The organism is Thermanaerovibrio velox DSM 12556 (genome assembly GCF_000237825.1).
Classification (GTDB): Bacteria; Synergistota; Synergistia; order Synergistales; family Synergistaceae; genus Thermanaerovibrio; species Thermanaerovibrio velox.
Genome location: NZ_CM001377.1, coordinates 1304812 through 1327089, shown reverse-complemented (window position 1 = coordinate 1327089; position 22278 = coordinate 1304812). Strand labels below are relative to the sequence as shown.

Below are 22278 nucleotides of genomic sequence, written 5' to 3'. Positions count from 1 at the left end.
TAATTTATGTTTTAACCATCTTTGCCAATCTTCCGGTTGGCGGTGGAGCTCCCTTACCAGCCGCCACCCCCTCCGCCGCCGCCTCCGCCGCCGGAGAAGCCTCCGCCGCCGCCTCCGCCGCCGAAGCCCGAGGAGGAACCGGGTGGGGTTGAGGCGGAGGCTATGGAGGACGTGATGCCGCTTGCTATGGCCTCTCCAAAGCTGCTTCCAAGATCCGACAGACCGCCGTAATACCAAATGGGCACGTAGCCGCTGGGAACCTCCCCGCGGTTTTGGGCCTCCTGGGCCATGGCGTTAAACCTCTCGGACCAACGGTTTTCCACGTCCAGCGCTATTGCCCAGGGAAGGTAGGACTCAAAGGTCTTGAGATCCAGCTCAGGGGGAGTAAGCCTGTCCAGCCTGTCCTTCTCGGTGACCGATAGGAACATCCTAAAGCCCTCCAACTCGTCCAGCAGCTGTCTTCCCTCTTTTGTGGGGGCCTTCAGGAGAAACTTGAACAGCCCTATTGAAGTGCCTGCTACGAAGACCTGTAGCGCCCCGAAGGGTCCCGCGTAAACGCTTACCCCGTACAAACCTATTATCTCACCTATCATGAACGGTATGGAGAAGAGGCTTAAAAAAAGGGCCTTGGCGAACCGTTTGAAGCCCCTCATGCTAGAGTAGTCCGCCCAAGCGGTCCTTACCGCCGCCATAAGCGCCAAGACCCCTATGGTCCATACGGAAACCCATACTCCTATGAAGATTCCTTCCGGATCCTCCAGGAGGCTCAACAGCAGGGCTCCGACGGATGCCAGGCAGATGAGGCTTCCCCCCAGCCAATAGAGCAGGTTAGAGTGATAGAACCTTCCCTCCAAGGAGTCGTTGAGGAATTCCTTTAACGCCCTTTGGGCCGTCTGAAGTTTCTTATACTCCCCTTGGGTTATGGTGATGCTCTTCTGTCCCGTCTGGAACAGGTTGGCCAGGACCACCGCCACATGGCTTGGGGCATCCTTGAGGTCTGGGTTTAGAAGCTCCAGCCGATAGGTCTTACCAAGCCTTTCTATCGCCACGAACCCCTTGACCGCCCCGTCGAGTATGGAGCATGCCATGCATTTGTTGTCCGCCCCCATGAGTCTAAGGGCCCTGGCCGCTGGGGGAGAAAGGCCTTCCGGCGGGTAAAAGCGGGGTATTATGGTGCCTCCCGACGGATCCTTGCCAACCTTGAACCAGATGAACACGAAGTAGACCACCCCTAGGCCGCATAGGGCGTATCCGATGTTCCGCCACCAGGATGTCCTGAGCCCCGCCACCTTTGGGGGGGCGTTCTTTACCACCCCCTTGGGGAAAGCCGCCGCGATGGTCAGCCCCTCGCCGGGGCCCAGGGGTTTTGTGGTCCAGAACAGGGCGCTCCCGTCGTCGTCCACCTTGAACTTGGCGTCCTTGCCTTTTGCCCCCTGGGGGCCGGTGAACGCGTCAAGGGCGGTGAAGTGGCCTTGGTTTGGAAGGTATACCCTGCACGCGGCGGCGGCGATGGGAAAACTCCAGCCGTTGCCGGTCACGTTCCAGTAGAACTCGTCGTGGTCCTGGAAGAAACCCACCTGCCTTGCGGTGGTATACGTTATGTCGTACCTGTACTTGCCCGGGGTAAGGAACCTTTCCTTTGAGCCCACGTAGAGCCTTACCCCGTTGGACATCTTTTCCGTGTGCCAATCCTCTGGGCCGCCGTCCCTCAATACCTTTATCACCTTGAAGGGGACCTGGATCGTCCTGCCGGTGGGGGATTCGTAAGTGGTTGGGAAGTCCCTCAAGATGCCGCGTTTTATCATTCTGCCCTCCCCGCGGACCACTATCGTCTCCGTCACGGTTATGGTTCCGTCGTCTCCTATCCTCACAAGGCTTCCGAAGCTGAGGATCGCCTCGTTGGCCTGAACCGCAGAGCCCCAGAGGATCCCGAGTAACCCCAAGAACATGCAGAACAGCTTGAACCTTCGACTCATCGTATTCACGGTCCGTGTCCCCCCTAGTATGGATCCTAAGAAAGCTCCCGTCTTTTAAGGTTATTTTGAAAGGTATTATAATCCAATATCCGTCCCGCCGGTGGATTTGCTGGTGGGAGAAGGCCTGGAGCGGTATATTTGGTCGCCCTGTCCATGGGCACGGTTGGGGAACGGATGTAATTGGAGGTGCTTGGGGTGGCTAAGATGAAGGACGTGGCGGAGCTCGCCGGGGTGGACAAGGGCACGGTGAGCCGGGTCATCAAGGGGGATCCCAGGATATCGGATCTCACGGCTCAAAGGGTGTGGGAAGCGGTTCACAAGCTAGGCTACAGGCCGGACCGATTGGCGTCGGGGCTTGCGGCGGGCCGATGGGACCTATGTGGATTGGTCATCCAGGACCAGTTTGGATGGTGGGTCGGCCCATTTTTGGACGGCTTTGCCAGGGGCCTTTCCGCTAAGGGCAACTCCGTGTTGGTCCTTGGGGGAGGGTGGGGCAGGGGGCCCTGTGATGAGCTGGTGGGACGAAAGGTGGATGGGGTGCTTTGGATGGGGGATGTGCCTTCCAGCTCCGTTGGTTTATCCGACCTTCCGTTCCCGGTTCTTAGATGGGGTGATGTCGAAGGAGATTGTGGAGCTTCAATAGGGTTTCACCAGGATTTATTGGTGGAGGCCCTGCATGAGGCGGTAGGTCCCTTCCGATACGTGGGGGGGCGGTGGAGTCCTTTTTCGTTTCTAGAGGGCCGTCAGGATCCCGATGGAAGGGCCTTGGTATGGGATGGGACCGTCAGGTGGGATCCGGTTCCCCCCGGTGTATCGGTGGTCCTTGGACCTTTCCCCGGGATGCCCTGCCCGAGGGTTTGGACGGTGCCGCTGAACCCAAGGGAGGTGGGGCTTGTCTGTGGAAGGGCTCTTGGAAGGCTTATAAAGGCCCCGAGGGCTCGTATGAGCATCAGGCTGGAGGTTAGGCCCTCGGCACCGGAGCCGTTGGGATGAACTCCGCCGAGGGCCTTTGGGACAAGCTGAATCCACATGCTTGATTGGTTGGATCTTTGGCTTACCTCAAGTATTCTCTTATCTGGCTTAAGGTTACCCTGGTGAGCTCTGACCTTGGGAGAAGCTTAAGTATATCCCAACCGATGTCCAAGGAGGAGGAGATGTCCCGATCCTCGTCGGGGCCCTGGCAAAGGAACTTATTCTCGAAGGCGTTCCCGAAGGCCATGGAGAGCTTGTCGTTTTTGGATAGCTCTTCCTCCCCAACCACCGATGCCAGGGCCCTGACGTCTTGGACCCTGCTGTAGGAGGCGAACAGCTGGCTTGCCAGGTTAGGGTGGTCCTCCCGGGTGTAGCCCTTCCCTATGCCATCCTTCATGAGCCTTGAGAGGCTGGTGAGCACGTCTATTGGAGGGTATATGCCCTTGGAGTGGAGATCTCTTGATAGGACTATCTGCCCTTCGGTTATGAATCCCGTGAGGTCTGGTATGGGGTGGGTTATATCGTCGTTGGGCATGGTGGTGAGTATTGGCAGCTGGGTTACGCTGCCCGGCCTGTCCTTGAGCACCCCGGCCCTCTCATAGAGGCTTGCCAGGTCGCTGTAAAGGTAAGAAGGGTAGCCCTTGCGGCTTGGCACCTCCCCGGCGGCGACCCCCAGTTCCCTAAGGGCCTCGCAGTAGTTGGTCATGTCCGTGATGATCACCAGCACGTGCATGCCAAGCTCAAAGGCCAGGTACTCCGCGGTTGTAAGCGCCATCCTTGGGGTGGCTATACGTTCTATCACCGGGTCGTCCGCCACGTTCAGGAACGTGACCATGTTGTTGTTCCGTCCCCGGTGGGCGAGCTCTCTCATGAAGAACGAGGCATCGTCGTGTTTTATGCCTATCCCGGCGAAGCACACCGCGAAGCTCTCATCCCCCACTATCCTAGCCTGGGTGGCGATCTGAACCGCAAGCCTGTTGTGGGGTAGGCCGTTGCCGGAGAAGATGGGAAGCTTCTGCCCCCTTATGAGGGTTGTCAATGTGTCTATGGCGGAGATGCCGGTATGGATGAAGTTCCTGGGGTACTGCCGGGCCACGGGGTTTAGGGGGAGCCCGTTGACCGGTACCCTCTTGCCTCCGTACACGGGTCCGCAGCCGTCTAGGGGTTCCCCTATGCCGTTGAAGGTCCTGCCAAGCATTGACTTTGACAATGAGATCTCAAGGGGTCTTTTTAGGAACCGCACCGATGTGGAGGAGGGGACGAGGTCTGAGGTCCCCTCGAAGACCTGTACGGTTATGGCCTTTTGGCTCACCATAACAACCCTTCCCCTCCGGGGCAGGCCGTCCTCAGGCACCACCTCCACCAGCTCCCCGTATCCTACGTCCGGCACCGCCTCCATGAATATGAACGGTCCTGTTATGCGCTGCAGCCCCTTGTACTCAGCGATGGCCATTATGTTTCACCTCGTCTCTTCCCGCGCCACGGCGGTCCTTTCACGGGCAACCCGTTCTATGTGGGAGTCCAAGCTTCGCTTGTGCTCCTCAAAGGCCCTTACGTCATCGGGCTGAAGCTCCCTCAGATGTGCCATGGCATCCACCGATTCGTGGTCCTTGAGCAGCGATAGGGGGACGCCCTTCTTTATCAACCCCTCGCATCGGTCGTGGAAGTAAAGTATTCGCTCCAGGATGGCGAAGCCCTTTGAGGGCGGAGAGTACGCGTCGGGGCCGAAGGCGCTCTGCTGGAGGTACCCGTTCTTGAGCAGGAACGCGGTGAAGGCCACCAGCTTCTGTTCGTCCGGCAGCACGTCCTCCCCCACAAGCCTTATTATCTGCTGGATCTTGTTGTCCTCCCCTAGGATCTGGGTTGCCCTGTTCCTCAGCTCCCCCCATCGGGGGTCCACCTGGGAGGCGAACCAGTCCTCCACCTCCTGGGCGTATTCGCTGTAGGAGTCGAGCCATGATATGGCGGGGAAATGCCTGGCGTTGGCCAGGGATTTGTCGAGCCCCCAGAAACAGCGGATGTACCGCTTGGTATGCCTGGTCACCGGTTCGGTGAAGTCCCCTCCGGGAGGGGAGACGGCCCCTATTATGGTGATGCTGCCCGTTTCGCCTCCCAGGGTTACCACCCGGCCCGCCCTTTCGTAGAACTCCGCGAGTCGAGTCGGCAGGTAGGCGGGGAAGCCCTCCTCAGCTGGTATCTCCTCCAACCGCCCGGATATCTCACGCAGCGCCTCCGCCCACCGGCTGGTGGAGTCCGCCATCAGGGCCACGTGATATCCCATGTCCCGGAAGTACTCTGCCATGGTGATCCCGGTGTATATGGACGCCTCCCTGGCTGCCACGGGCATGTTAGACGTGTTGGCTATCAATATCGTCCTCTCCATCAAGGGCCTGCCGGACCTTGGATCCTCAAGGACCGGGAACTCCTCCAGCACGTCGGTCATCTCGTTTCCCCGCTCTCCGCAGCCTATGTAGACCACCACCTGGGCCTCGCTCCACTTGGCAAGCTGGTGTTGCGTGACGGTCTTGCCGGTACCGAAGCCGCCGGGTATGGCGGCGGTTCCCCCTTTGGCGATGGGGAAGAGGCCGTCGATCACCCGCTGTCCTGTAACCAACGGCTCGTTGGGGAGCAGCCTCTGCCTGTAGGGCCTTGGGGTCCTCACGGGCCAGCGCTGGACCATGGGGATCTCCACCTCCTTCCCGGAGGTGTCCTTCACAAGGGCCAGCCACTGGTCGGACCTCACCGGGCCTGATGGCCTTACCTCAACTATCTCACCTTCCACGTTTGGGGGGACCATTATTCGGTGCTTCAGGAGCGGCGTCTCCTGAACCTCCCCTATGACCATCCCTGGGAATGCCATGTCCCCCTTTCGGGCCATCACCGTCACATCCCAGGTCTTTTCCGGGTCTGTTTGGGGAACGTCGGCGCCGGGCATTATGTATATCCCCTGGCGCTCCATCAGCTTATCCAGGGGCCTTGCGATGCCGTCGAAGAACCCCCCGATGAGTCCTGGGCCAAGCTGTACCGAAAGGGCTTGGCCGCTGCCCTCTATGACCTCTCCTACCTTTAACCCCTGGGTATCATCGTATACCTGGATAAGGGCCTCCTGCCCGTCCATGCGGATTATCTCTCCCAGCAGCTTCCTCTCGCCTATGTATACCATTTCCCTCATGCCGAAGCTGCCCATGGAAGAGCCTTTTATGACCGGGCCGTTGACCATCGTAACTAGCCCTCTTTTAGCAGAAGCCTCCAAATCGCTCCCCCCTTAAAGCAGTTGAAGCAGCCTCTCCGCCACCAGATCCGCCATCTCCTTCGACCTGCTCTGCCAATCCAACCGGACTTCCTTCCGGCGGTCCTCCGAGGAGAGCCACAGCCCCCCGGTTATTGGGGCCGGTTCCGGGTCGAACACCAGGTCCGCTCCGGGAAGGTGGGTCTTAACCAGCCACACAACCCGGTCCCCGAGGTCCTGGTCTGAGGCGCTCAGCCGTATCCTGTAGGACCCATCGAGCCCTGCCGCCCCCATCCCCTCGATCGCCAGCCCCGCGAGTATGGAGGGATAATCGTCCCGCTCCCTAAGACGGGTCAGTTCGTCCCTAAGCATGGATACGGCGTCCGATATGAGTCGGTTCTGGAACCTCAAGGTCTCAAGGGAGTCCTCCCTCTCGGCGTTTATCACCTGTCTTAGCCTTATGTCCTCCGCCCGTCGGCGGGCGTCCTGAAGGATCAACTCCTCCTCCCGCTCGAGCTTCTCCCGCTGCTCCTTAAGCCACCCCTCCAGTTCCTCTTGGCCCCGCTTAAGGAGTTCCCTCCTATTGGCCTCCCCCTGGTCAAGGATCAGCTCCCGGAGGGCCTCCAGCTTGTCGTCCCGGATCGTCATCCCACTTTCACCCCTATGGCATCCTGAACGTACCTGGTCAGGAAGTCCTCGCTGCGCCTCATCCCGTGCCGGTCTGGTATCTCGACCAGCAGGGGAAGTTCTCCCCGCTGCCTAAGCTCCCGTACCTTATGGGGCGCTGCGCTGGCCGCCAGCTCCGTTATGACCAGGATCCCCACGTCCTTCATGCTGCTAAGGACTTCATCTATGGCCGCCTCCGTGGCCTCCTTCCCATGGACCACAACCCCCTCTATGCCTGCAAGCCTCATGGCCACCAGGGTGTCGTGATTGTCGCTTATGAGAAAGGCCCTCATGCTACATCTTTCCCATTATGAGAAGCGAGACGATGACCCCGTATATGGCGATTCCCTCCGCTAGACCCAGGTATATGAGGGTGGTCCCCAGCATCTGGGGCTTCTCACCCACAAGACCCAGGGCGGCGGCGCCGACCCCGCTCACCGCAACCCCGGCCCCTAAACACGCAAGACCGGTGGATAGGCTTGCCCCTATGAATCCAAGCCCCGATGCCCCGAGGGCCCCCGCGGCCTTTGGAGCCCCCTCGGAGGCCCATGCGCTCCCCGACAGGGATAAAGTGACCCCCAACAGCATTAGGGCCCCGGAGACCAGGATCGCCGCACCTAGTATCCCCCTCGGGTTGGACACCCTCTTCCCCTTGAGGCCGTATCCTGCCAACAACATCGTCCCGACGGTGAAACAGCAAATCATGAGTCCGAGCATAACAACATCCCTCCGTTTATCTTTTAGAATTTTTTTGAGATCCCCTGAAGGCAAACCTGTATGATGAACCCGCCGCTAGGCTCCCCGGGGAAAGTGCCCCCCTGTGACGTCCATGTCCCTAGGGTGCCATTCCACCGGACGGAAGCTCCTGCCGCCGCCCCGGTAAAACTTGCTGAAGAACTCGTAGTACTCCAGCCTCAGGGTCTGGATGAACACGATAAGACCTTCCAGCCCCACGATGATCAGGTTCCCTGCGATGAGTATCACCGCCCGGAAGAACAACCCCCCCGGCAGGTCCTTCACCATGTCGGACAACATCATCACCGCCAGGGAGAGCCCCACGTGGTTGAGCGCGAACGCGGCCAGCCTCACGAAGGACGCGGTGTTGCTGAGGAAGGACATCATCCCGTGAAGGGCCTCAAAGGCCTTCAGGTAAAAGGGTTCCGGGTGCTCTTCCTCTGGGGTTCTCAGGATGATCCTTGCTAAGGCATCCCGGAATACCATGCATAGGACCAAGGTCCCCAAGAGGGCCGATATCACCCAGGATGGGACCGGCAGCGGGAGACCCTTGATGGATGAGTAAAGCGTCAAGGCGGCGCCCCAGTAAAACATGAGACCCGCAAGTCCGCCTCCGTCGAACAGCAGCCGTCCGAAGTTACCCCGCCTGTATTGGGTTACCATGTTGAATATCATGCCTATGCTCACCATTACTACCCCTACCGTTACAGCGGTTCCTATGAGGCGCCCCATGTCCTTCATGGGGGACAGCCAGAGGGACGGAAGGATCCCTTCCATGCCGAACACGCTGCCGTAAAGGAACCCGAACAGGATGGACGAAGAGCCCGCGTAGTAGAGTACCGTGGCCATGGACTGCTTCAAGATCCTTTTCCGTTTGAGGAGCCAGGCGCCGATCATAAGCATAAGACCATGCCCCACGTCCCCGAACATGAATCCAAAGAAGAAGCAGAAGGTCAGCGCCACCGCAAAGGACGGGTCTATCTCGCCGTAGGAGGGGGTGCTGTAAAGCCCCACTATATCCTGAAAGGCCCTCACAAGCCTGGAGTTCCTCAGAAGGGTTGGGATCCATTCCGCGTCCCTCCTGCGGGATAGGTCATCCACGATCATGTGGCTTCTTGGGGCAAGGGCCATGATCCGGCCTTTGACCTGTTCGAAGGTGTCCTCCGGTATCCAGCCGGAGAGTACGAACAGTCCGCTTATCTCCCCCCTGTTGGCGCATAACTCGTATATCCGCTGCATGGTGTAGACCCGGGAGAAGAGCTCCTCATACCACTTCCTGTCCCCCTCCAGGCGCTTTAGAGAGGCCCCCTTAAGGACCTCTATGGCCCTGCGGGTCTTCTGGATATGGTCCTTAAGCTCCTCCAGGGGCTCCTCGATCTCCGAGGGGATGATCGGGTACTCCTTGAAGTATACGGAGTCCAACAGCTTCCTTACGTTTGCCTCATACCCCGGGAACGTGAACACCAGGCACCATGTGCTGGATTGGGTCTCCTTGATGGGCCTTACGATAACCGGTGACTCTTCCACCGCATCCTCAAGGCGTTTGAAGTTCTCATTGGTGGCCCTTCCAAAGAAGAACCTGGAAAAGCTCGTTCCGCTGAGGTCCTTACCTGAGTGTCCCGCCTCCCTCACGGCGGAGTTCAATATCAGGGAGGCCTCCAGGTGGTCTAGCTTCTCCTCAAGGGCGTAAAGCCTATCCTTCCAGATCTTTACAACCTGGGTTACCTTCTGTACCTCTCTGGATATCACCTCCAGGCACATGGACTTGTCCACCATGACCGGAAAGGGTTCGGGGAGAGGTTCCCCAACGTTGCTCCAAAGGGATGCCAGATCCCTGAGGAGCTGGTCGTAGGGATTCTCCGGTCTTGAGGTTATCTTGGAGCGTATGGCACGATCGGATATCAGGTAGTCCAGCGGCATGGGCTGGAAACCGCCGCACAATACCATTTCCCGGGCCACCGCCTCCATCTCGTTCCCGGGCCCAATTATCGTAAGGGCCAGCATTCTCGTCACTGCCACATGGAATCCCCCCTAGCTATGAGAGGCCTTGAAAGGTACATCGCCGCGTTCCTTCTGTCGTAGTCGTATCGCACGTCCTCTATGGCGGTTATTATGTCCTCCACCTCCAGCTCCCGGACGTATAGGTAGAAGAAAGCGGATTGGAACGATGGCGGCTGGCGCCTGAGAAAACCCGTTGCCTTGATCAGAAGATGCCTTTTAAGGTTCCTCTCGATACCCATGTCATCATTTATTACCCTTAAGTTGAAAACATGCCCATAGGGGGTGGGAGATACGGTTTGGGAGAAGGCCTTCTCGTTTGGGGTTCTGCAAAGAACCCTCAGGGTTTCTGCGGATAGCTTGTGACGATGGGGCAGAAGTCGCCCCATGGTCTCCTCCGGCCCCATCTGGAAGAAGAACCTGGCCCTGTATATGGTGTATAGGTTAAAGAGATCCCACCTCTCGCCCAGGAAGCCCTTGACCTGTTCTCTATCCTCCGGTGGGAGCTTAGAAAGGGCCCTTGCAACGCTTCCCTCTGCGGTCATGTCCAGGGCCATCTCGGCGTTGAACAGGCTCCTGGTCTCCCCCTCCTGAAGCTTCCTCAGGGGTTCCTCCAGGGGAGAGTGATAAGGGGTTTCCCTAAGGAACGACAGGACCTCGCCGAAGTTGGACGCGCTGAGCAGTGCTTCATAGGGAACCTTGGATAGGGGGACCTGGTAGAGCTTTTTTTAAGTCCCCCGGGATCCTTCCTCCCGGTGTGGACATGCCTTAGGATGGACTTTAGGTTCTCCGAGTCCTTTCTCCAACCCCATGCGGTGAGGAAACGGGCCCTAGGCCCTGCGGACCTGGCGATGAACTGTCCGGTTTCCAGCAAAGGTATGCGTTTAAGCTCCCCCTCCAGGTCATATCTATGGATCTCCCCCGGGGGTAGTTTCAACAGATACTCCCTGTAGCCCTCCTGCCTCTTGAGCCTAGCAGCTATCTCCTCCATGCTGTCGTCGTGGAGCAGTTCCCACATGGTTTCGTCGCTCAATAGGTTGGAGAGCATTACCTTGGCCTTTACCCCGCTGGAGAGTCTTTCTCCGTTGGCGCTGAAGGTTATCATCCCCTCCAGTATCTCCCTTCAAGAATGGCCTCCGCCTCCTCAAGGGCGATGGCATGGACCACCTGGCGGGCGTTATCCTCGAATGCCCGCTGCATTCGCTCCCTTCGGGCCTTTCCGTTGCGGATTATCTCCTCCGCCTCCGCCTGGGCGGCGTTGCGGGCGTTCTCCAGCATCGCCGCTGCCCTCTGGCGGGCGGCGGATATCCGCATGTCCCTCTCCCTTATGAAATCCTCCTGTCCCTTCCTTATCAGGGTCTCTGCCTCATCCTTGGCCTCCTGGACCAGCCTCTTGGCCTCGCTCTCGGCCCCCAGCAGGACTGCCAGGGTCTCCTCAAGGGATGTCAATTCTCTTCACCTCCCCGGCCCTCCTTGGCCGCCTTCATCCTCACGAAGTCCTCCCTGTCCATCTCCTCCAGTGCATCGGATATGAACCTCTCGGCCTCTTGGTTGTACGGGATTATCACCTTCTTCAGGGCGTTGACCCTACGATAGGTCTTCCTTATTTGAACTGCCAGCCGGTAGACCGAGTTTTCCACCTCCGCAAGCTTGAGTATCAGCGACAAAACCTTTCGAGCGTTAAGGTATGCTCGATCCATCGGGCAAGAGGAACCTATGAGGGAATAGCTTGGCATCGGGGATTCTGCTATGGGGTCCACCTCGGGGATGTCAACCCCCATGACAGACCTAAGTCGTATGGTTATGACATCGGTCACGGGAATTGATTGGGCCATCTCCTCCACGTTATCTATGCCCATGGAAACGTTAGCCCTTTGCAGGGAGGAGTAAGCCTCCTCGAAGAGCCTTTTCATCTCCCCCTGGACCTCCCTGGCGGACTCAAGGTGTTTCATGAGCTCCATCATGAGGATCTGTCTTTTCTGTTCCAGGAGGTCATGTCCCCTCCTGGCCAGTTCCAGGGCCTTCTTGACCTTGCTCAGGTTACCACGCGTAGGTGCTGGCTTGGTCTTCATGGGTCCTTAACCCCCTTAGGTGTAGGGGCTTTCAAAAGTCCCTTTTATGGATTATCCTTCAACGGCGGTGCATGGCAATGGAGTTCTACTCCTGTGCTCAGTTTAAGTCAAGACCCCCATCGACGAGGGAGGTATAACGTGATGTTCTTCTTGTTCATCGGTGCCAGTGATGTCTGCAAGATACCCGGCATATCCGCAGCTGGAGCCAACCCGGCGGTGATACCTTTTACCGCTGCCGCCGACGCGGACGTTCTCTACTACGGGCGCCCCAGGGTTGTTGATGCAGTGCCTGTCGATCCGGAGGGACATCCGACGCCGGCGCTTATAACCCGGGCCGCCTGGGAGATGGCGAGGTTCCCGTTTATCGTGGTCCGGTGCGGATCTTACCTTCCCCCGGCCTGTCCTCACGTGGATCTCAAGTGTGATCCCGGTGGGGATCCGTCGCTCGTCTCAGCGGTTCCGAATGCCAGGGAGGTATTTGACGCCGCTTGTGAGCTTGGCAGATCTATGGGTGGGATGAAAGAACCTTACGTGATAGGGGAATCTGTGCCCGGGGGAACCACCACTGCCCTTATGGTTTTAAGGTCATTGGGGGTTGAGGGCATGGTGTCCTCCGCGGGACCTCTGAATCCAATAAACCTCAAGGAGACCATATGGCAGAAGGGATGTTCAAGGTGTGGCGGCGGATTTGGTGCCTTCAGGGATGACCCTCTTAAGGCCGTTCGGGAGATGGGGGATCCCATGCAGGCCGCGGTGGCGGGTTTTGTCTTCGGACTGCCGCGGGATGCCCGGGTGGTCCTGGCCGGTGGGACCCAGATGTTGGCGGTTCTGGCGGTCTTGAGGGCCATGGGATGGGATGGGAAGGTGGTGGTGGCCACCACCAAGTACGTGGCCCAGGACAGGTCCTGTGCCTTCCTTGAGATGGCGTCTTCACTAGGTGCTGAACCCTACGCTGCTCCGCTGGACTTCTCACGATCCCCCCACAAGGGTCTTGCGGACTATGAGAAGGGTTACGTCAAGGAGGGGGTAGGAGCCGGCGGGGCGTTTTGGTACGCCCGGGAGCTGGGGGTGTCGGTGGAAAAACTTTGCGGGAAGGTCGAGGAGATCTACTCCCTCATGATGGGGTTTAGTGGATAAACCTTAGGCCATGGGTTCAAGGTTTCACAGGAATCTGCCGCCAATAGCGGCGGCGTTGCTATCATTGGCTGCCCTTGGAGGTGTGATCCTCGGAGCTTCCGTGGGGGAGTGGGGGATGTCGTTCCAGGATGTCGCCCGGGCCGTACTCTCCGGGCCGCCTCCGGGAGAGGCTCTTTCAGGCTCTTTCGTCGTCTGGTACCTAAGGCTTCCCAGGACACTTGGGGGGTTCCTTTCCGGTGTCGCCCTTGCGTGCGCTGGGGTGATATTCCAGGGGGTCTTTAGAAACCGCCTGGCGGAGCCCTATACCCTTGGGGTTGCGTCAGGGGCGGCGTTCGGAGCCGCTGCGGCCATCCTCTTGGGGATTAGTCCCTCCGCCGGTGCCCTCGCAGGGGGTTTTGCCTCCCTGGTGCTGGTACTTGGGTTGTCGTTTGGTGCCGGCTCATCGGGGATGATAATGTCCGGCGTGGTGGTAAGCTCGGTCCTCGGATCTGGGCTTACCCTGCTGAAGGCATTGGCGGGGGAGAAGGTGTCCGCCATAGTTTTGTGGCTCATGGGGAGCTTCTCCGGTGCCACTTGGTATGGGGTTTTCCTATCCCTTTTGGGGGCCCTTTCGGGATTTTGCACGTCCCTTGGGCTTCACAAGGAGCTTGACCTCTTCGCCTCCGGGGCGGATCCATCCTCCCTTGGGGTCCGCGAGGGAGTTGTAAGGGTCTTAGCCCTCCTTGGGGCCTCCTGTGCTGCGGCTTTGGTGGTGGGGCAGTTCGGGGTCATAGGCTTCGTCGGATTGGTGGCCCCCCATACTATGAGGCTTCTGCTAGGGCCTTCCTGCCTTTGGCTATCAGTTTGTTCCGCCCTGCTTGGGGGGGTCATGCTGGTGTGGGCGGACGTGTTGTGCCGGATGTTGGGAGAGATGCCGGTTGGGGTCATGACAAGCCTCATAGGGGGCCCGGTATTCTTATGGCTGGTTTGGAGGGGCAGCCGCGATGCTTAGGGCGGATGGGATATCGGTAAGCCTGGGCGGCAGGCAGATAATCAGTGGGGTCCACCTGTCCCTAACGCCTGGCGGGGTGACCGCCCTGGTTGGCCCCAACGGAAGCGGCAAGAGCACGTTGCTTAAAGCCTTGGGGGGGCTTGTGCCGTTTCATGGTTCGGTTACGTTGGATGGACTGGATCTTCAAAGGCTTTCAAGCCGTGAGAGGGCTTCCCTGGTATCCCTGATGCCTCAGTCCATTGGTTTCGATAGGGGTTTTACGGTCCGTCAGGTGGTTACCATGGGGCTTTATCCCTTGGTCGGGCCCTTCAGGGGGTACGGAAAGAGGGAGGCTGCCATGGCGGAGAAGGCCATGGCGGATGTGGGGGTTCTTCCCCTGGCGGATCGTGAGGCCGCGACCCTGTCAGGTGGGGAATCCGCAAGGGTTGCCCTGGCCAGGGCGATGGCCAGGGTCCCTAAGGTCCTGCTCTTGGATGAGCCCACCGCGGCGCTGGATCCCAAACATGCGGTGGAGGTTATGGCGCTCCTGGATAGGGTATCCATGGACCGGGTGGTTCTGGTGGTATTGCACGACATCAACCTGGCCCTTGGTTGGAGCCGGAGGGTTATCGTAATGAGGGAAGGACGTATCATAGCCTCCATGGATGAAGGACGACCAGACCTTGGGGTGTTGGAAGCGGCTTACCAGGTGCCCTTCAGCCTGCTTAAGGGGGATAACGGGGAGGTGGCGGTCATACCGGCCTCTCCATCAGGTACCTTATGAACATGGTGGCGTAGCTTCCCCTTGGCAGGTTAAACTCCAGCACCGCCTTGTGCTTTCCCGGGTTGAGCTCGTCGGGGGAAGAGGACGAGATCCTCAAACCTCTGGGGAATTGCCATGTGGCCCTGTCGTAGGAACCGAAGTGTACGGAGCGTATGAACCGGATGTTAAAGTCCGAGGTCTTTATGCCCCGCTCCTCCAGGGTTTGTTGAAAGGCCTCCCTGACGGCCCCTTCCATGGGGGGCATCTTGTAAGATGCGGTGGGAACCAACATGGGGTGCCCTTCGGGTCTTGCATGAGGGAAGAATACTTCGCCGCCTCTGAGGATTACGGTATGTCCGTCAGAGGATGCCTCCATGAGCCTGCTGGTGGTGAGGTTCCAGAGGAACGACTGGTAGGCCGAGAAGAGCATGCTCAGCTGCTCCCTAGGTATAAGCCGCAGTGCCCCTTTCATGCCCCTGGATGAGTGATCCTCCGCCAGGGCGGATAGGATCTTCTTTGCCCACGGGGACGAAGCCAGGGGCAAGCAATCCTTGAAGTCTCCCCATATCTCCGCCATGAGGGCCTTTCGCTCCCTTTCCCTTGGGGTATCCTCGGGGGTTATATCGGTTAAAAGGAGTTTTAGGGCCCCGTTGAGGTGTCCCCTGATGAGCCTCTCCGCGAAGTAAGCTCCGCTTTTGCCCAAGCTGCCGAACCGCTGGTCGTCGAAGTAGTTTGGGAACCCCTGTTCCCCCTTGGAAACCCGTTTTGCGAAGATGTCCTGGCTCTCCAGTCCCCTGACGGTTACGGTGAACTGGTTGCCGGTTATGTTTGAGGGGGCTATGTGGGAGAGGGCGAAGCCTATCCTGCGGAGGGATATGTTCCCGCCTCCCTCCGTGGTTAGCTCCCTTGTCCCTGCGGGGACAGTGATGAACTGGCTTGTGACTCCCCTTTTGTCCTTTCGGCCCCCGAAGCGGATGTCCCTAATGGGGACCCCGCTTTTCGAGGCGATGGCCTCTACGGCCTCCTGGGTCCCCATGTCCCTCTTCTCCATCCGGTAGACTATGAAGTCTCCTCGGTCCTTGATGAAACCCTCCTCTAGGACCTCATGAACCACGAAGTCCTCCGGGAGGCGTTTAAGCTGGTAGGTCTGGGCCTTGCACATGGTTCAATGGGTCGTCAATTTCAGGATCCCGTTCAGGATCGAGCCGGCGGACAGGGCGGCTATCACCATGATCAGCAGTGACTTCATGGTGTCCTTGGAGCCTAGCTCCTTGAGCAAGACCACGAATGTGGCTATGCATGGGAAGGTCATGGCCAGCAACGTGACCGCCACGGTCATCTGATTGACCGTGAGCCCAAGGGGTAGGAGCAGTCCCACCGCCACGTCTTTTCGGAAGAGCCCCATGACTATAGGTCCTGCCGCGCTTGGGGGCAGGCCGGTCAGAAACCTGATTGGGGGGCCGAACACCGCGGATATGAGATCCATGACGCCCAGGGCCTCAAGGCCGTTAACCAGCAATATACCCCCAAGGACCAGGGGTGTTGCCTCTAGGAGGAAGTCCTTGACCCTCAGGCGAAGCTTGAGCCATAGGGCAGAAGGGGAAGGGCGTCTGTAGGGAGGTATCTCCACGATTAACTCCGGGCTGAAGCCCGGCAAGAGGCGGTGGAGTATGCGTCCTATGATGACCCAAGAGGAGAGGAGCGTAAGGTATACTGCCCCCATGTGCATGGGGCTGTCCCCCAGGGCGCCTACTACCATGGCCTGGAGGGATGTACATGGGACCGCCACGGATATTAGGGTGGATGCTATGAAGCGCTCCCGTTTAGATTCCAGGACCCGTGTGGCCAGTATGCCCGGGACGTTGCAGCCTAGCCCTAGCAGCGTTGGGATCACCGCGTAGCCGTGTATCCCCATTCGATGGAGCAGGGCGTCGAACAGGATTGCAAGGCGAGGCAGGTAGCCCACGTCCTCGAGAAGGCTTAAAACCCCGTAGAATGCGATTATGTAGGGCAGCACCATGGCGAACTCCACGTAAAGCCCGGTGGTTAGAAGCCCGAAGCTCAGCTCGAAATCGATCTTCCCTTGGAATAGGGTCCCTATGAGGACCTTTCTCAGCATGCCGTCCCCCAGGTTCCTTGCGAGGTCCTCCAGGATGGGCCTTAATAGCCCCTCGAACAAGGGGTCGAACACGTGGGATATGAGCCCCTCTCCGATGCCCCGGACCAGGTACAGGGAAGCCCCCAGGATCAGTATGCCGAGCAGTGATCCCCATATGGGGTTGACGCTTGCGTCCTCCAGCTTGTCCACCAGGGTGTGGTGCCGATGCTCTACCCGCTGGACCCGATCTACCACGTTGCCTATGCGGTTCCAGCGCTCCTCCTTGGAACACTGGGGAAGGTGCGACTCCCTGGCCTGGTCCAGCTTGTCCAGGAGTTCCCGGATGCCCTGGCCTGTCACCGCCACGGTGGGGACCACCGGGACCCCTAGTTCCCTCTCAAGCGCCTGGATGTCTATGATTATCCCCTTGTGGCGTGCCTCGTCCACCATGTTGAGGGCCACCACCGAGGGTATCTTCCGCTCCAGCACCTCCATGGCCAGCACCAGGTTTCTTTCCAGGGCGGTGGCGTCCAGCACGATTATGGCCCTCTGGGCCCCCTCGTCAACGATGCGTCTTGCTATCTCCTCTGCCTCGTTGGTGGCGCTTAACGTGTATGCTCCCGGCACGTCGATGACTCGGTATGACTTGCCACGGTGCTCAAGGGTGCCCTCCAAGAAACCTATGGTGGTCCCCGGGTAATTTGAAGATACCGCGTCCAAGCCGGTCAATCGGGAGAATAGGGCGCTCTTACCCACGTTGGGGTTGCCTATTAGGAGGAGCCTTCCGCATCGGTCGTCTCCGGAAGGCTCTTGGGGGCCCCTGTGGCATATCAAAGGCATGGAGCTCCACTTACCTCCCTTCGGTCTGGACAGACCGCTATCCTTCCCGCCACCCCGTGCCCTATGGCCACTTGCCGGCCGTCCACGCACACCGTAACGGGGCCGTGAAAGGGCATGCCTGATAGCTTCTGTATCCTCTTCCCAACTCGGAGCCCCAGGGCTTCAAGGCGCAAAGCCGCCTCCCCGTGGGGCATCTTAGTGACCACGCACCATTCTCCGTCCTTTAGCCTTAGGAGGCTCATGTCCATAGGGATCACCTAGTTCCGGCATGCAAGGGGTTAGAGGTGTTATGGGTATGCACACCTAAAAACCGGGGGAACGACGATCTACCAAGGCTTTCTCCACGGGTCGTGAGAGCAGTCTTGTGGGGTTTAATTTCTGGCATCAGTCCACCAAGGCCTCCTCGATGGCCTTTAGCACCTGCTCCTCATTGAAGGGTTTCACTATGAATCCCTTAACCCCTATGGATTTGGCCCTTTCCACGCTGTCCTTGGTCCCCATGGCGGATACCATGAGTATCCGGGCTTCCGTGTGGTTTTCCTTTATCTTCTGTGCCGCGTCGAGTCCGCTCAAGAAGGGCATGGTTATGTCCAAGGTTACAAGGTCAGGGTGAAGCATGGTGTAGAGGTAAACCGCATCCCTGCCGTTGTCCGCCTCTCCTACCACCTCGTGTCCACCCTTTTCTATCATCTTTCTAAGCACTAGCCTCATGAACTCCGCATCATCGGCGATCATTATGCGGGCCAAGGGCGACACCTCCAATCTATCTATCTGCTGTGCTCTTGTACGAAGCTTGCTGAGTGATTTGTACGCTCCGGTCGTATCCGGCCTTGTTATTCATTTTAACACCCGAGGGACGGAAACGGCTGGTTCGGATAAAATAGGTTCCTGGGGATTTGCTTTTCGTGCAAGGCCGAACCATTTTGGAAGGAGTGGGCACATGCTTCATTGTGGGATAGTAGGGCTTCCCTTAAGCGGGAAGACCACCCTTTTTAACGTGATAACCAGGGCAGGGGCGGAGGTTAAGCCATATCCCGGAGGCAAGACCGATCCCAACAGGGCGGTGGTTTCGGTCCCTGACTGGCGGTTTGACATGCTTGCGGAGCATCATAACCCCAGGAAGAGGACCCCTGCTCAGGTGGAGTTTGTGGACCTTGCGGGGCTTTCCAGGGATGCCAGCAAGGGGGCGGGGCTTGGCAACTCCTTTCTCTCCTTTGTGGCCGAGGCGGACGCCCTCCTCCACGTGGTACGGGGCTTTTCTAATCCGTCGGTGGAGCATCCGGAGGGCAGTGTGGACGTGCTGAGGGACTACAAGATCGTCAACCTGGAGCTGATATACCGGGATCTTGGGGTGATAGAGAACCGTCTTGGCCGTCTTGGGTCGAAGAAGAAGCTGTCCCCGGAGGAACAGGTGGAGAAGGAGCTTTTGGAGCGTTGTCAGGAGAGTCTCCTCTCGGAGGTGCCCATAGGCAAGATGGGCCTTAGCCAGGATGAATTGAGGCTCTTAAGGGGTTTCTCTTTCCTTTCCGCCAAGCCTCAGATGGTGGTTCTCAACCTGGACGAGACCCAGCGGGGACCCGAGGATGTCCGGGGGGGGAAGGGAGCTGCTTGAGGAGTTGGGAGAAGAGGTCCCATGGGTGTCCGTGTATGGACAGCTTGAGATGGACCTTTTGGACCTTTCCCCTGAGGAGGCCGCGGAGTTCACCGCGGGGCTGAACATATCGGAGCCAGGGAGGGACCGGGTGATAAGGGGTGCCTACTCGCTCTTGGGGCTCATAAGCTTCTTCACTTGCGGCCCCGACGAGGTGAGGGCTTGGACCTTGAGGGATGGGGCCACCGCGGTGGACGCCGCCGGGGCCATACACTCGGATCTAGCCAGGGGGTTCATAAAGGCTCAGGTTGTCTCCTTTGAGGATTACAGGGCCCATGGGTTCTCCATAGGGGCCTGCAGGGATGCGGGATGTCTAAGGCTTGAGGGCAAGGAATATCGGGTTAAGGACGGGGATGTCATAGAGATCCGCTTTAACGTCTGATCTCTTGTTTGGTGATCCGGTCAAAATGTCTTTAGGGGGTGCGGTGATGTTGCCTAGGGAGCCGTTGGAGATAAAGGGGGTGAGGATCCCTAACCGCCTGGTGGCGGCGCCGGTGGCATCCGCCACCGCAACCCCAGAGGGGAGACCCACTGAGGGGACCCTACGCAGGGTCAAGGAGATCCTTTCCTCCTGTGCGGGGCTTGTGATCATGGAGCATCATGCGGTTCATCCATGGGGCAGGGCCAGGGTGAGACAGATGAGGCTTGATTCGGACCCCTTGGTGGAATCCCATCGGGAGGTTGCGTCCCTCATCGAGATCTCCGGGGCGGTGCCGCTGGTGCAGCTCAATCACGCTGGCGGCTCTGTGGCGGATCTGGAGCTTCTCAACGATCCAACCTTTAGGTGTGTCGCCCCGTCTCCGGTGCCAAACCCCATGAGGGAGCACCGCGTTGTCCCCGCGGAGATGACCCCTGGGGAGGTGGAGGAGCTGCCCGATCTTTTCGTGAGCGCCGCCCGGCGGGCCTTAGAGGCCGGATACAGGGGTGTCCAAGTGCACTGCTGTCACGGCTACCTCTTGGGGCAGTTCCTGAGTCCCATCACGAACCAAAGGAAGGATCGCTATGGCGGCGGCTTGATGAACCGGGCGCGCCCGCTTTTTCAAGTGGTGGATGCCTTGGCCGGGGCGTTTGAGGATGCGATCATCTCGGTTCGGCTTGGGGTGGCGGACTTCTTCCCCGGTTCTTCCGGGCCTGGGCTTACCCCGGAGGAGGGGGTAAGGGTTGCCAGGGAGCTGGCCTCCTTGGGGGTGGATGTCATAGGGATCTCCGGCAACCTGTGTGGATATGATACCCCCCTTGGGTTCGACGACTACTCCAGGCTCGTCATGGAGGCCGTGGGAGGGCGCTGCGCGGTGGAGTGCACCGGTATGGTGCGCAGCCCGGAGAGGGCGGAGCGGATGCTCCGGTCCGGGGTGTGCCATTTGGTTGGGGTGGGACGGCCGCTGCTTAGCAATCCCTCCTCTGTTGCCCAGTGGTTGTCCCAGCCATGAAGATCCTAATATCCTTAAGGTCCGAGGGCTTCCCTTGTGTGGCGAATCACCCCCCTCAGGGGTTGGTGAGCCATTACATGGAGCCCCTGTGTGAGATGCTGTCCCTTGGGGACAACTGCGTGGTGGTGGATGACCCACAGGGGTTGTTGGATCCCGTTGGGTTCCTGCGGTTCTGCACGGTGGTGAGCGGGCCCTTTAACCTTTTAACCCTTCCACATCTCATGGCGGAAAGCGATGCGGCGATGCTTATAGGTTATCCTGCCATGTGGGGTGCTGAGAAGGGGGCGGTGCCATCGGATGGCATGGCTTCTATAAGGGGTGTAAGGGTAAACGGAAGGTGTATGGGGCCCATAGGGCTTGAGGTGTTCTCAAGCGCCGTTCTTTCCACCCCGGTCATCCTAATCGCTGGGGATGACTTCGCTTGTTTCGAGGCGGAGGCTCTTTTCGGAGAGGGTAGGCCTGTAATATGTGAGTTGAAGGAGTCCCTGGGGGCTCGTTCCTTTGCGGCCCTTCGAGGGGGTGTGGAGGTGCTGATGGACGGGGCTAAGAGCGCTATTTGGTCCATGGATGCCGGGAGCATTCCCCGCCCCGATCCGTTTAAACCCCCTTATAGGGTCAGCGTGGAGCTTACAAGTCCTGAGCTTGCGGATGCGGTGAGCCTGTTGCCCATGAGCCGCCGGGTTGGGGCCTGCGAGGTCTCGTTTGAGACCGAGGATCCCTTTGACGTCAGGCGCTTCTTGGCTTCCGCCATGATGATAGCCGATCGGATTAGGACGTAGCACTTTGCCTTTAGTCTAGAGGGGGCTGGCTTTATGACCTCACGGCTTCGGTTGGCAGCGGACGTTGGGGGGCATAGCATTGCGGTGGGCATATGGGACCCTGAAAGGGCCTTGCTCCTGGGCTCCGGTGTGGTGGATACCCCACCCGACCGCAGTGTTTCCTCTGTGGGGACCGTCTTGGCCCTCAAGGCCCTTGAGCTTTGTGAGGACCTGGGGGTTCCGTTCCCGAGCAGGGGAGGGGTGGCATTGCCGGGCATGCTGGACAGATCCCGCTCGGTGTTGGTAAGCGCCCCGAACCTTTGTTGGCATGACGTGCCCCTTGAGGAGATATCCTCGGTGGTTTCCTGTGCCGCAGGTTCTTCCGTGGAGCTTTATGGGGAGAACGACGCCAACTGTTACGCCCTCGGGGAGATGATGGCTGGTTCTGCCAAGGGGCTTTCGGACTTCGTACTTTTCACCCTGGGTACCGGTGTTGGTTGCGGGGTGGTGCTTCGCGGGCGCCTTTTGATCGGGTCCAATGGGATGGCGGGAGAAGGAGGACACATGGTCGTAAGGGATGACATCCCCTGCGGCTGCGGCGGGTTGGGACACCTGGAGGCCCTTGCGGGGGCGGACAGGGTTGAAGCTAGGGGTAAAAGGAGCTTCAAGGAACAGTGGGATGATTTCGTAAAAGGAACTCCCTCCGAAGCCCTGGAGGACTTTCTGGATGCCCTTTCCAGGGGAATAGCTTCTGCGGTTCACCTCTTGGACCCTGAGGCGGTGGTGCTTGGGGGTGGGGTGTCCAGGGCCCAGGGCTTGCTGCCGCTGTTGGCCGATCGGCTTGAACCGTACCTGGCGGGGGCGTTCCGCGGAAAGGTCAGGTTGATCTTGTCGTCCCTCATGGAGAAGGCCCCCTTGGTGGGGGCCGCCATGGCAGGGGAGATGCGGGACTAGGCCTCTTGATCCAAATGAGGGAGTGAGTG

24 protein-coding genes are annotated in these 22278 nt (G+C 59.0%); 9 read left to right on the top strand and 15 right to left on the bottom strand.

Annotation, left to right across the window (positions count from 1 at the left end; translation table 11 throughout):
* Positions 1 to 53: 53 nt before the first annotated feature.
* Positions 54 to 1976: a DUF2207 domain-containing protein gene (locus tag THEVEDRAFT_RS06450; RefSeq protein ID WP_040825373.1), complete on the bottom strand. Its 1923-nt coding sequence runs from the start codon at positions 1974 to 1976 to the stop codon at positions 54 to 56.
* A 204-nt stretch (positions 1977 to 2180) separates the two neighbouring features.
* Between THEVEDRAFT_RS06450 and THEVEDRAFT_RS09185 the strand changes: the two genes are divergently transcribed.
* Positions 2181 to 2969 (top strand): LacI family DNA-binding transcriptional regulator, encoded by a 789-nt coding sequence (locus THEVEDRAFT_RS09185; RefSeq protein WP_245522779.1) that lies wholly within the window; start codon positions 2181 to 2183, stop codon positions 2967 to 2969.
* 61 nt (positions 2970 to 3030) lie between these two features.
* On the opposite strand, the gene THEVEDRAFT_RS06440 is transcribed toward THEVEDRAFT_RS09185, so the two are convergent.
* The 10 genes from THEVEDRAFT_RS06440 to THEVEDRAFT_RS06400 all read right to left on the bottom strand — a co-directional run bounded on the left by THEVEDRAFT_RS06440 (position 3031) and on the right by THEVEDRAFT_RS06400 (position 11648).
* On the bottom strand, positions 3031 to 4401 hold the full coding sequence (locus tag THEVEDRAFT_RS06440) for a V-type ATP synthase subunit B (RefSeq protein WP_006583908.1): 1371 nt from the start codon (positions 4399 to 4401) through the stop codon (positions 3031 to 3033).
* A gap of 6 nt (positions 4402 to 4407) precedes the next feature.
* Positions 4408 to 6168 (bottom strand): V-type ATP synthase subunit A, encoded by a 1761-nt coding sequence (locus THEVEDRAFT_RS06435; RefSeq protein WP_040825371.1) that lies wholly within the window; start codon positions 6166 to 6168, stop codon positions 4408 to 4410.
* A gap of 45 nt (positions 6169 to 6213) precedes the next feature.
* On the bottom strand, positions 6214 to 6825 hold the full coding sequence (locus THEVEDRAFT_RS06430) for a V-type ATP synthase subunit E (protein WP_006583906.1): 612 nt from the start codon (positions 6823 to 6825) through the stop codon (positions 6214 to 6216).
* The gene (locus THEVEDRAFT_RS06425; protein WP_006583905.1) at positions 6822 to 7136 is read right to left on the bottom strand and encodes a V-type ATP synthase subunit F; all 315 of its coding nucleotides are present in this window, start codon (positions 7134 to 7136) and stop codon (positions 6822 to 6824) included. Before THEVEDRAFT_RS06425 ends, THEVEDRAFT_RS06430 begins: the two co-directional genes overlap by 4 nt.
* A gap of 1 nt (position 7137) precedes the next feature.
* Positions 7138 to 7560 (bottom strand): ATP synthase subunit C, encoded by a 423-nt coding sequence (locus tag THEVEDRAFT_RS06420; RefSeq protein WP_006583904.1) that lies wholly within the window; start codon positions 7558 to 7560, stop codon positions 7138 to 7140.
* Positions 7561 to 7635: 75 nt separating this feature from the next.
* The gene (locus tag THEVEDRAFT_RS06415; protein ID WP_006583903.1) at positions 7636 to 9597 is read right to left on the bottom strand and encodes a V-type ATP synthase subunit I; all 1962 of its coding nucleotides are present in this window, start codon (positions 9595 to 9597) and stop codon (positions 7636 to 7638) included.
* Complete coding sequence (locus THEVEDRAFT_RS10125; protein WP_281054563.1) at positions 9588 to 10229, bottom strand: V-type ATPase subunit; 642 nt, start codon at positions 10227 to 10229, stop codon at positions 9588 to 9590. The genes THEVEDRAFT_RS06415 and THEVEDRAFT_RS10125 overlap by 10 nt, the downstream gene beginning before the upstream one ends.
* Positions 10178 to 10681, bottom strand: coding sequence for a V-type ATPase subunit (locus tag THEVEDRAFT_RS10120; protein WP_281054535.1), 504 nt, complete (start codon positions 10679 to 10681; stop codon positions 10178 to 10180). Before THEVEDRAFT_RS10120 ends, THEVEDRAFT_RS10125 begins: the two co-directional genes overlap by 52 nt.
* Positions 10678 to 11025 carry a hypothetical protein gene (locus THEVEDRAFT_RS06405; RefSeq protein WP_006583901.1) on the bottom strand — a complete coding sequence of 116 codons (348 nt, stop codon included), beginning with the start codon at positions 11023 to 11025 and terminating at the stop codon, positions 10678 to 10680. Before THEVEDRAFT_RS06405 ends, THEVEDRAFT_RS10120 begins: the two co-directional genes overlap by 4 nt.
* Positions 11022 to 11648 carry a V-type ATP synthase subunit D gene (locus tag THEVEDRAFT_RS06400; protein ID WP_006583900.1) on the bottom strand — a complete coding sequence of 209 codons (627 nt, stop codon included), beginning with the start codon at positions 11646 to 11648 and terminating at the stop codon, positions 11022 to 11024. Before THEVEDRAFT_RS06400 ends, THEVEDRAFT_RS06405 begins: the two co-directional genes overlap by 4 nt.
* Positions 11649 to 11789: 141 nt before the next feature.
* Here THEVEDRAFT_RS06400 and cobT point away from each other — a divergent pair, with 141 nt between their 5' ends.
* The 3 genes from cobT to THEVEDRAFT_RS06385 are packed head-to-tail and all read left to right on the top strand — an operon-like array spanning position 11790 to position 14539.
* On the top strand, positions 11790 to 12785 hold the full coding sequence (gene cobT / locus THEVEDRAFT_RS06395; protein WP_006583899.1) for a nicotinate mononucleotide-dependent phosphoribosyltransferase CobT: 996 nt from the start codon (positions 11790 to 11792) through the stop codon (positions 12783 to 12785).
* A 10-nt stretch (positions 12786 to 12795) separates the two neighbouring features.
* Positions 12796 to 13776: a FecCD family ABC transporter permease gene (locus THEVEDRAFT_RS06390; protein WP_006583898.1), complete on the top strand. Its 981-nt coding sequence runs from the start codon at positions 12796 to 12798 to the stop codon at positions 13774 to 13776.
* Positions 13769 to 14539 (top strand): ABC transporter ATP-binding protein, encoded by a 771-nt coding sequence (locus tag THEVEDRAFT_RS06385; RefSeq protein ID WP_006583897.1) that lies wholly within the window; start codon positions 13769 to 13771, stop codon positions 14537 to 14539. The genes THEVEDRAFT_RS06390 and THEVEDRAFT_RS06385 overlap by 8 nt, the downstream gene beginning before the upstream one ends.
* Here THEVEDRAFT_RS06385 and truD read toward each other — a convergent pair.
* The 4 genes from truD to THEVEDRAFT_RS06365 form a co-directional block, all read right to left on the bottom strand.
* Entirely contained in the window at positions 14508 to 15680 is a 1173-nt protein-coding gene (truD, locus tag THEVEDRAFT_RS06380; protein ID WP_006583896.1) for a tRNA pseudouridine(13) synthase TruD, read from the bottom strand. The genes THEVEDRAFT_RS06385 and truD overlap by 32 nt on opposite strands.
* A 3-nt stretch (positions 15681 to 15683) precedes the next feature.
* A complete protein-coding gene (locus tag THEVEDRAFT_RS06375; protein ID WP_050802101.1) occupies positions 15684 to 17456 on the bottom strand; it encodes a ferrous iron transporter B in 1773 nt (590 codons plus the stop codon).
* On the bottom strand, positions 17447 to 17704 hold the full coding sequence (locus tag THEVEDRAFT_RS06370; protein WP_006583894.1) for a FeoA family protein: 258 nt from the start codon (positions 17702 to 17704) through the stop codon (positions 17447 to 17449). Before THEVEDRAFT_RS06370 ends, THEVEDRAFT_RS06375 begins: the two co-directional genes overlap by 10 nt.
* 136 nt (positions 17705 to 17840) lie before the next feature.
* A complete protein-coding gene (locus THEVEDRAFT_RS06365) occupies positions 17841 to 18212 on the bottom strand; it encodes a response regulator (protein ID WP_425358276.1) in 372 nt (123 codons plus the stop codon).
* 184 nt (positions 18213 to 18396) lie between these two features.
* Between THEVEDRAFT_RS06365 and THEVEDRAFT_RS09875 the strand changes: the two genes are divergently transcribed.
* The 5 genes from THEVEDRAFT_RS09875 to THEVEDRAFT_RS06345 are packed head-to-tail and all read left to right on the top strand — an operon-like array spanning position 18397 to position 22249.
* Entirely contained in the window at positions 18397 to 19068 is a 672-nt protein-coding gene (locus THEVEDRAFT_RS09875) for a GTPase (RefSeq protein ID WP_050802100.1), read from the top strand.
* Positions 19040 to 19489, top strand: coding sequence for a DUF933 domain-containing protein (locus THEVEDRAFT_RS09870; protein WP_050802099.1), 450 nt, complete (start codon positions 19040 to 19042; stop codon positions 19487 to 19489). Before THEVEDRAFT_RS09875 ends, THEVEDRAFT_RS09870 begins: the two co-directional genes overlap by 29 nt.
* Positions 19490 to 19535: 46 nt before the next feature.
* Positions 19536 to 20537, top strand: coding sequence for an oxidoreductase (locus tag THEVEDRAFT_RS06355; protein WP_006583891.1), 1002 nt, complete (start codon positions 19536 to 19538; stop codon positions 20535 to 20537).
* On the top strand, positions 20534 to 21316 hold the full coding sequence (locus THEVEDRAFT_RS06350) for a M55 family metallopeptidase (protein ID WP_006583890.1): 783 nt from the start codon (positions 20534 to 20536) through the stop codon (positions 21314 to 21316). The genes THEVEDRAFT_RS06355 and THEVEDRAFT_RS06350 overlap by 4 nt, the downstream gene beginning before the upstream one ends.
* A 33-nt stretch (positions 21317 to 21349) precedes the next feature.
* Positions 21350 to 22249, top strand: a complete 900-nt coding sequence (locus THEVEDRAFT_RS06345; protein WP_006583889.1) for an ROK family protein — start codon at positions 21350 to 21352, stop codon at positions 22247 to 22249.
* The last annotated feature ends 29 nt before the right edge of the window (positions 22250 to 22278 follow it).

Excerpts from the sequence above, each read along its gene's own strand:
- THEVEDRAFT_RS09875 (WP_050802100.1), top strand. The coding sequence starts at position 18,397 with ATGCTTCATTGTGGGATAGTAGGGCTTCCCTTAAGCGGGAAGACCACC.
- truD (WP_006583896.1), bottom strand. The coding sequence starts at position 15,680 with ATGTGCAAGGCCCAGACCTACCAGCTTAAACGCCTCCCGGAGGACTTC.
- THEVEDRAFT_RS10120 (WP_281054535.1), bottom strand. The coding sequence starts at position 10,681 with ATGATAACCTTCAGCGCCAACGGAGAAAGACTCTCCAGCGGGGTAAAG.
- THEVEDRAFT_RS06400 (WP_006583900.1), bottom strand. The coding sequence starts at position 11,648 with ATGAAGACCAAGCCAGCACCTACGCGTGGTAACCTGAGCAAGGTCAAG.
- THEVEDRAFT_RS06450 (WP_040825373.1), bottom strand. The coding sequence starts at position 1,976 with ATGAGTCGAAGGTTCAAGCTGTTCTGCATGTTCTTGGGGTTACTCGGG.
- THEVEDRAFT_RS06350 (WP_006583890.1), top strand. The coding sequence starts at position 20,534 with ATGAAGATCCTAATATCCTTAAGGTCCGAGGGCTTCCCTTGTGTGGCG.
- THEVEDRAFT_RS09870 (WP_050802099.1), top strand. The coding sequence starts at position 19,040 with ATGTCCGGGGGGGGAAGGGAGCTGCTTGAGGAGTTGGGAGAAGAGGTC.
- THEVEDRAFT_RS06440 (WP_006583908.1), bottom strand. The coding sequence starts at position 4,401 with ATGGCCATCGCTGAGTACAAGGGGCTGCAGCGCATAACAGGACCGTTC.
- THEVEDRAFT_RS06430 (WP_006583906.1), bottom strand. The coding sequence starts at position 6,825 with ATGACGATCCGGGACGACAAGCTGGAGGCCCTCCGGGAGCTGATCCTT.
- THEVEDRAFT_RS06435 (WP_040825371.1), bottom strand. The coding sequence starts at position 6,168 with ATGGTCAACGGCCCGGTCATAAAAGGCTCTTCCATGGGCAGCTTCGGC.
- THEVEDRAFT_RS06390 (WP_006583898.1), top strand. The coding sequence starts at position 12,796 with ATGGGTTCAAGGTTTCACAGGAATCTGCCGCCAATAGCGGCGGCGTTG.
- THEVEDRAFT_RS06425 (WP_006583905.1), bottom strand. The coding sequence starts at position 7,136 with ATGAGGGCCTTTCTCATAAGCGACAATCACGACACCCTGGTGGCCATG.
- THEVEDRAFT_RS06370 (WP_006583894.1), bottom strand. The coding sequence starts at position 17,704 with ATGGACATGAGCCTCCTAAGGCTAAAGGACGGAGAATGGTGCGTGGTC.
- THEVEDRAFT_RS06345 (WP_006583889.1), top strand. The coding sequence starts at position 21,350 with ATGACCTCACGGCTTCGGTTGGCAGCGGACGTTGGGGGGCATAGCATT.
- THEVEDRAFT_RS06420 (WP_006583904.1), bottom strand. The coding sequence starts at position 7,560 with ATGCTCGGACTCATGATTTGCTGTTTCACCGTCGGGACGATGTTGTTG.
- THEVEDRAFT_RS06375 (WP_050802101.1), bottom strand. The coding sequence starts at position 17,456 with ATGCCTTTGATATGCCACAGGGGCCCCCAAGAGCCTTCCGGAGACGAC.
- THEVEDRAFT_RS06355 (WP_006583891.1), top strand. The coding sequence starts at position 19,536 with ATGTTGCCTAGGGAGCCGTTGGAGATAAAGGGGGTGAGGATCCCTAAC.
- THEVEDRAFT_RS06385 (WP_006583897.1), top strand. The coding sequence starts at position 13,769 with ATGCTTAGGGCGGATGGGATATCGGTAAGCCTGGGCGGCAGGCAGATA.
- cobT (WP_006583899.1), top strand. The coding sequence starts at position 11,790 with ATGTTCTTCTTGTTCATCGGTGCCAGTGATGTCTGCAAGATACCCGGC.
- THEVEDRAFT_RS09185 (WP_245522779.1), top strand. The coding sequence starts at position 2,181 with ATGAAGGACGTGGCGGAGCTCGCCGGGGTGGACAAGGGCACGGTGAGC.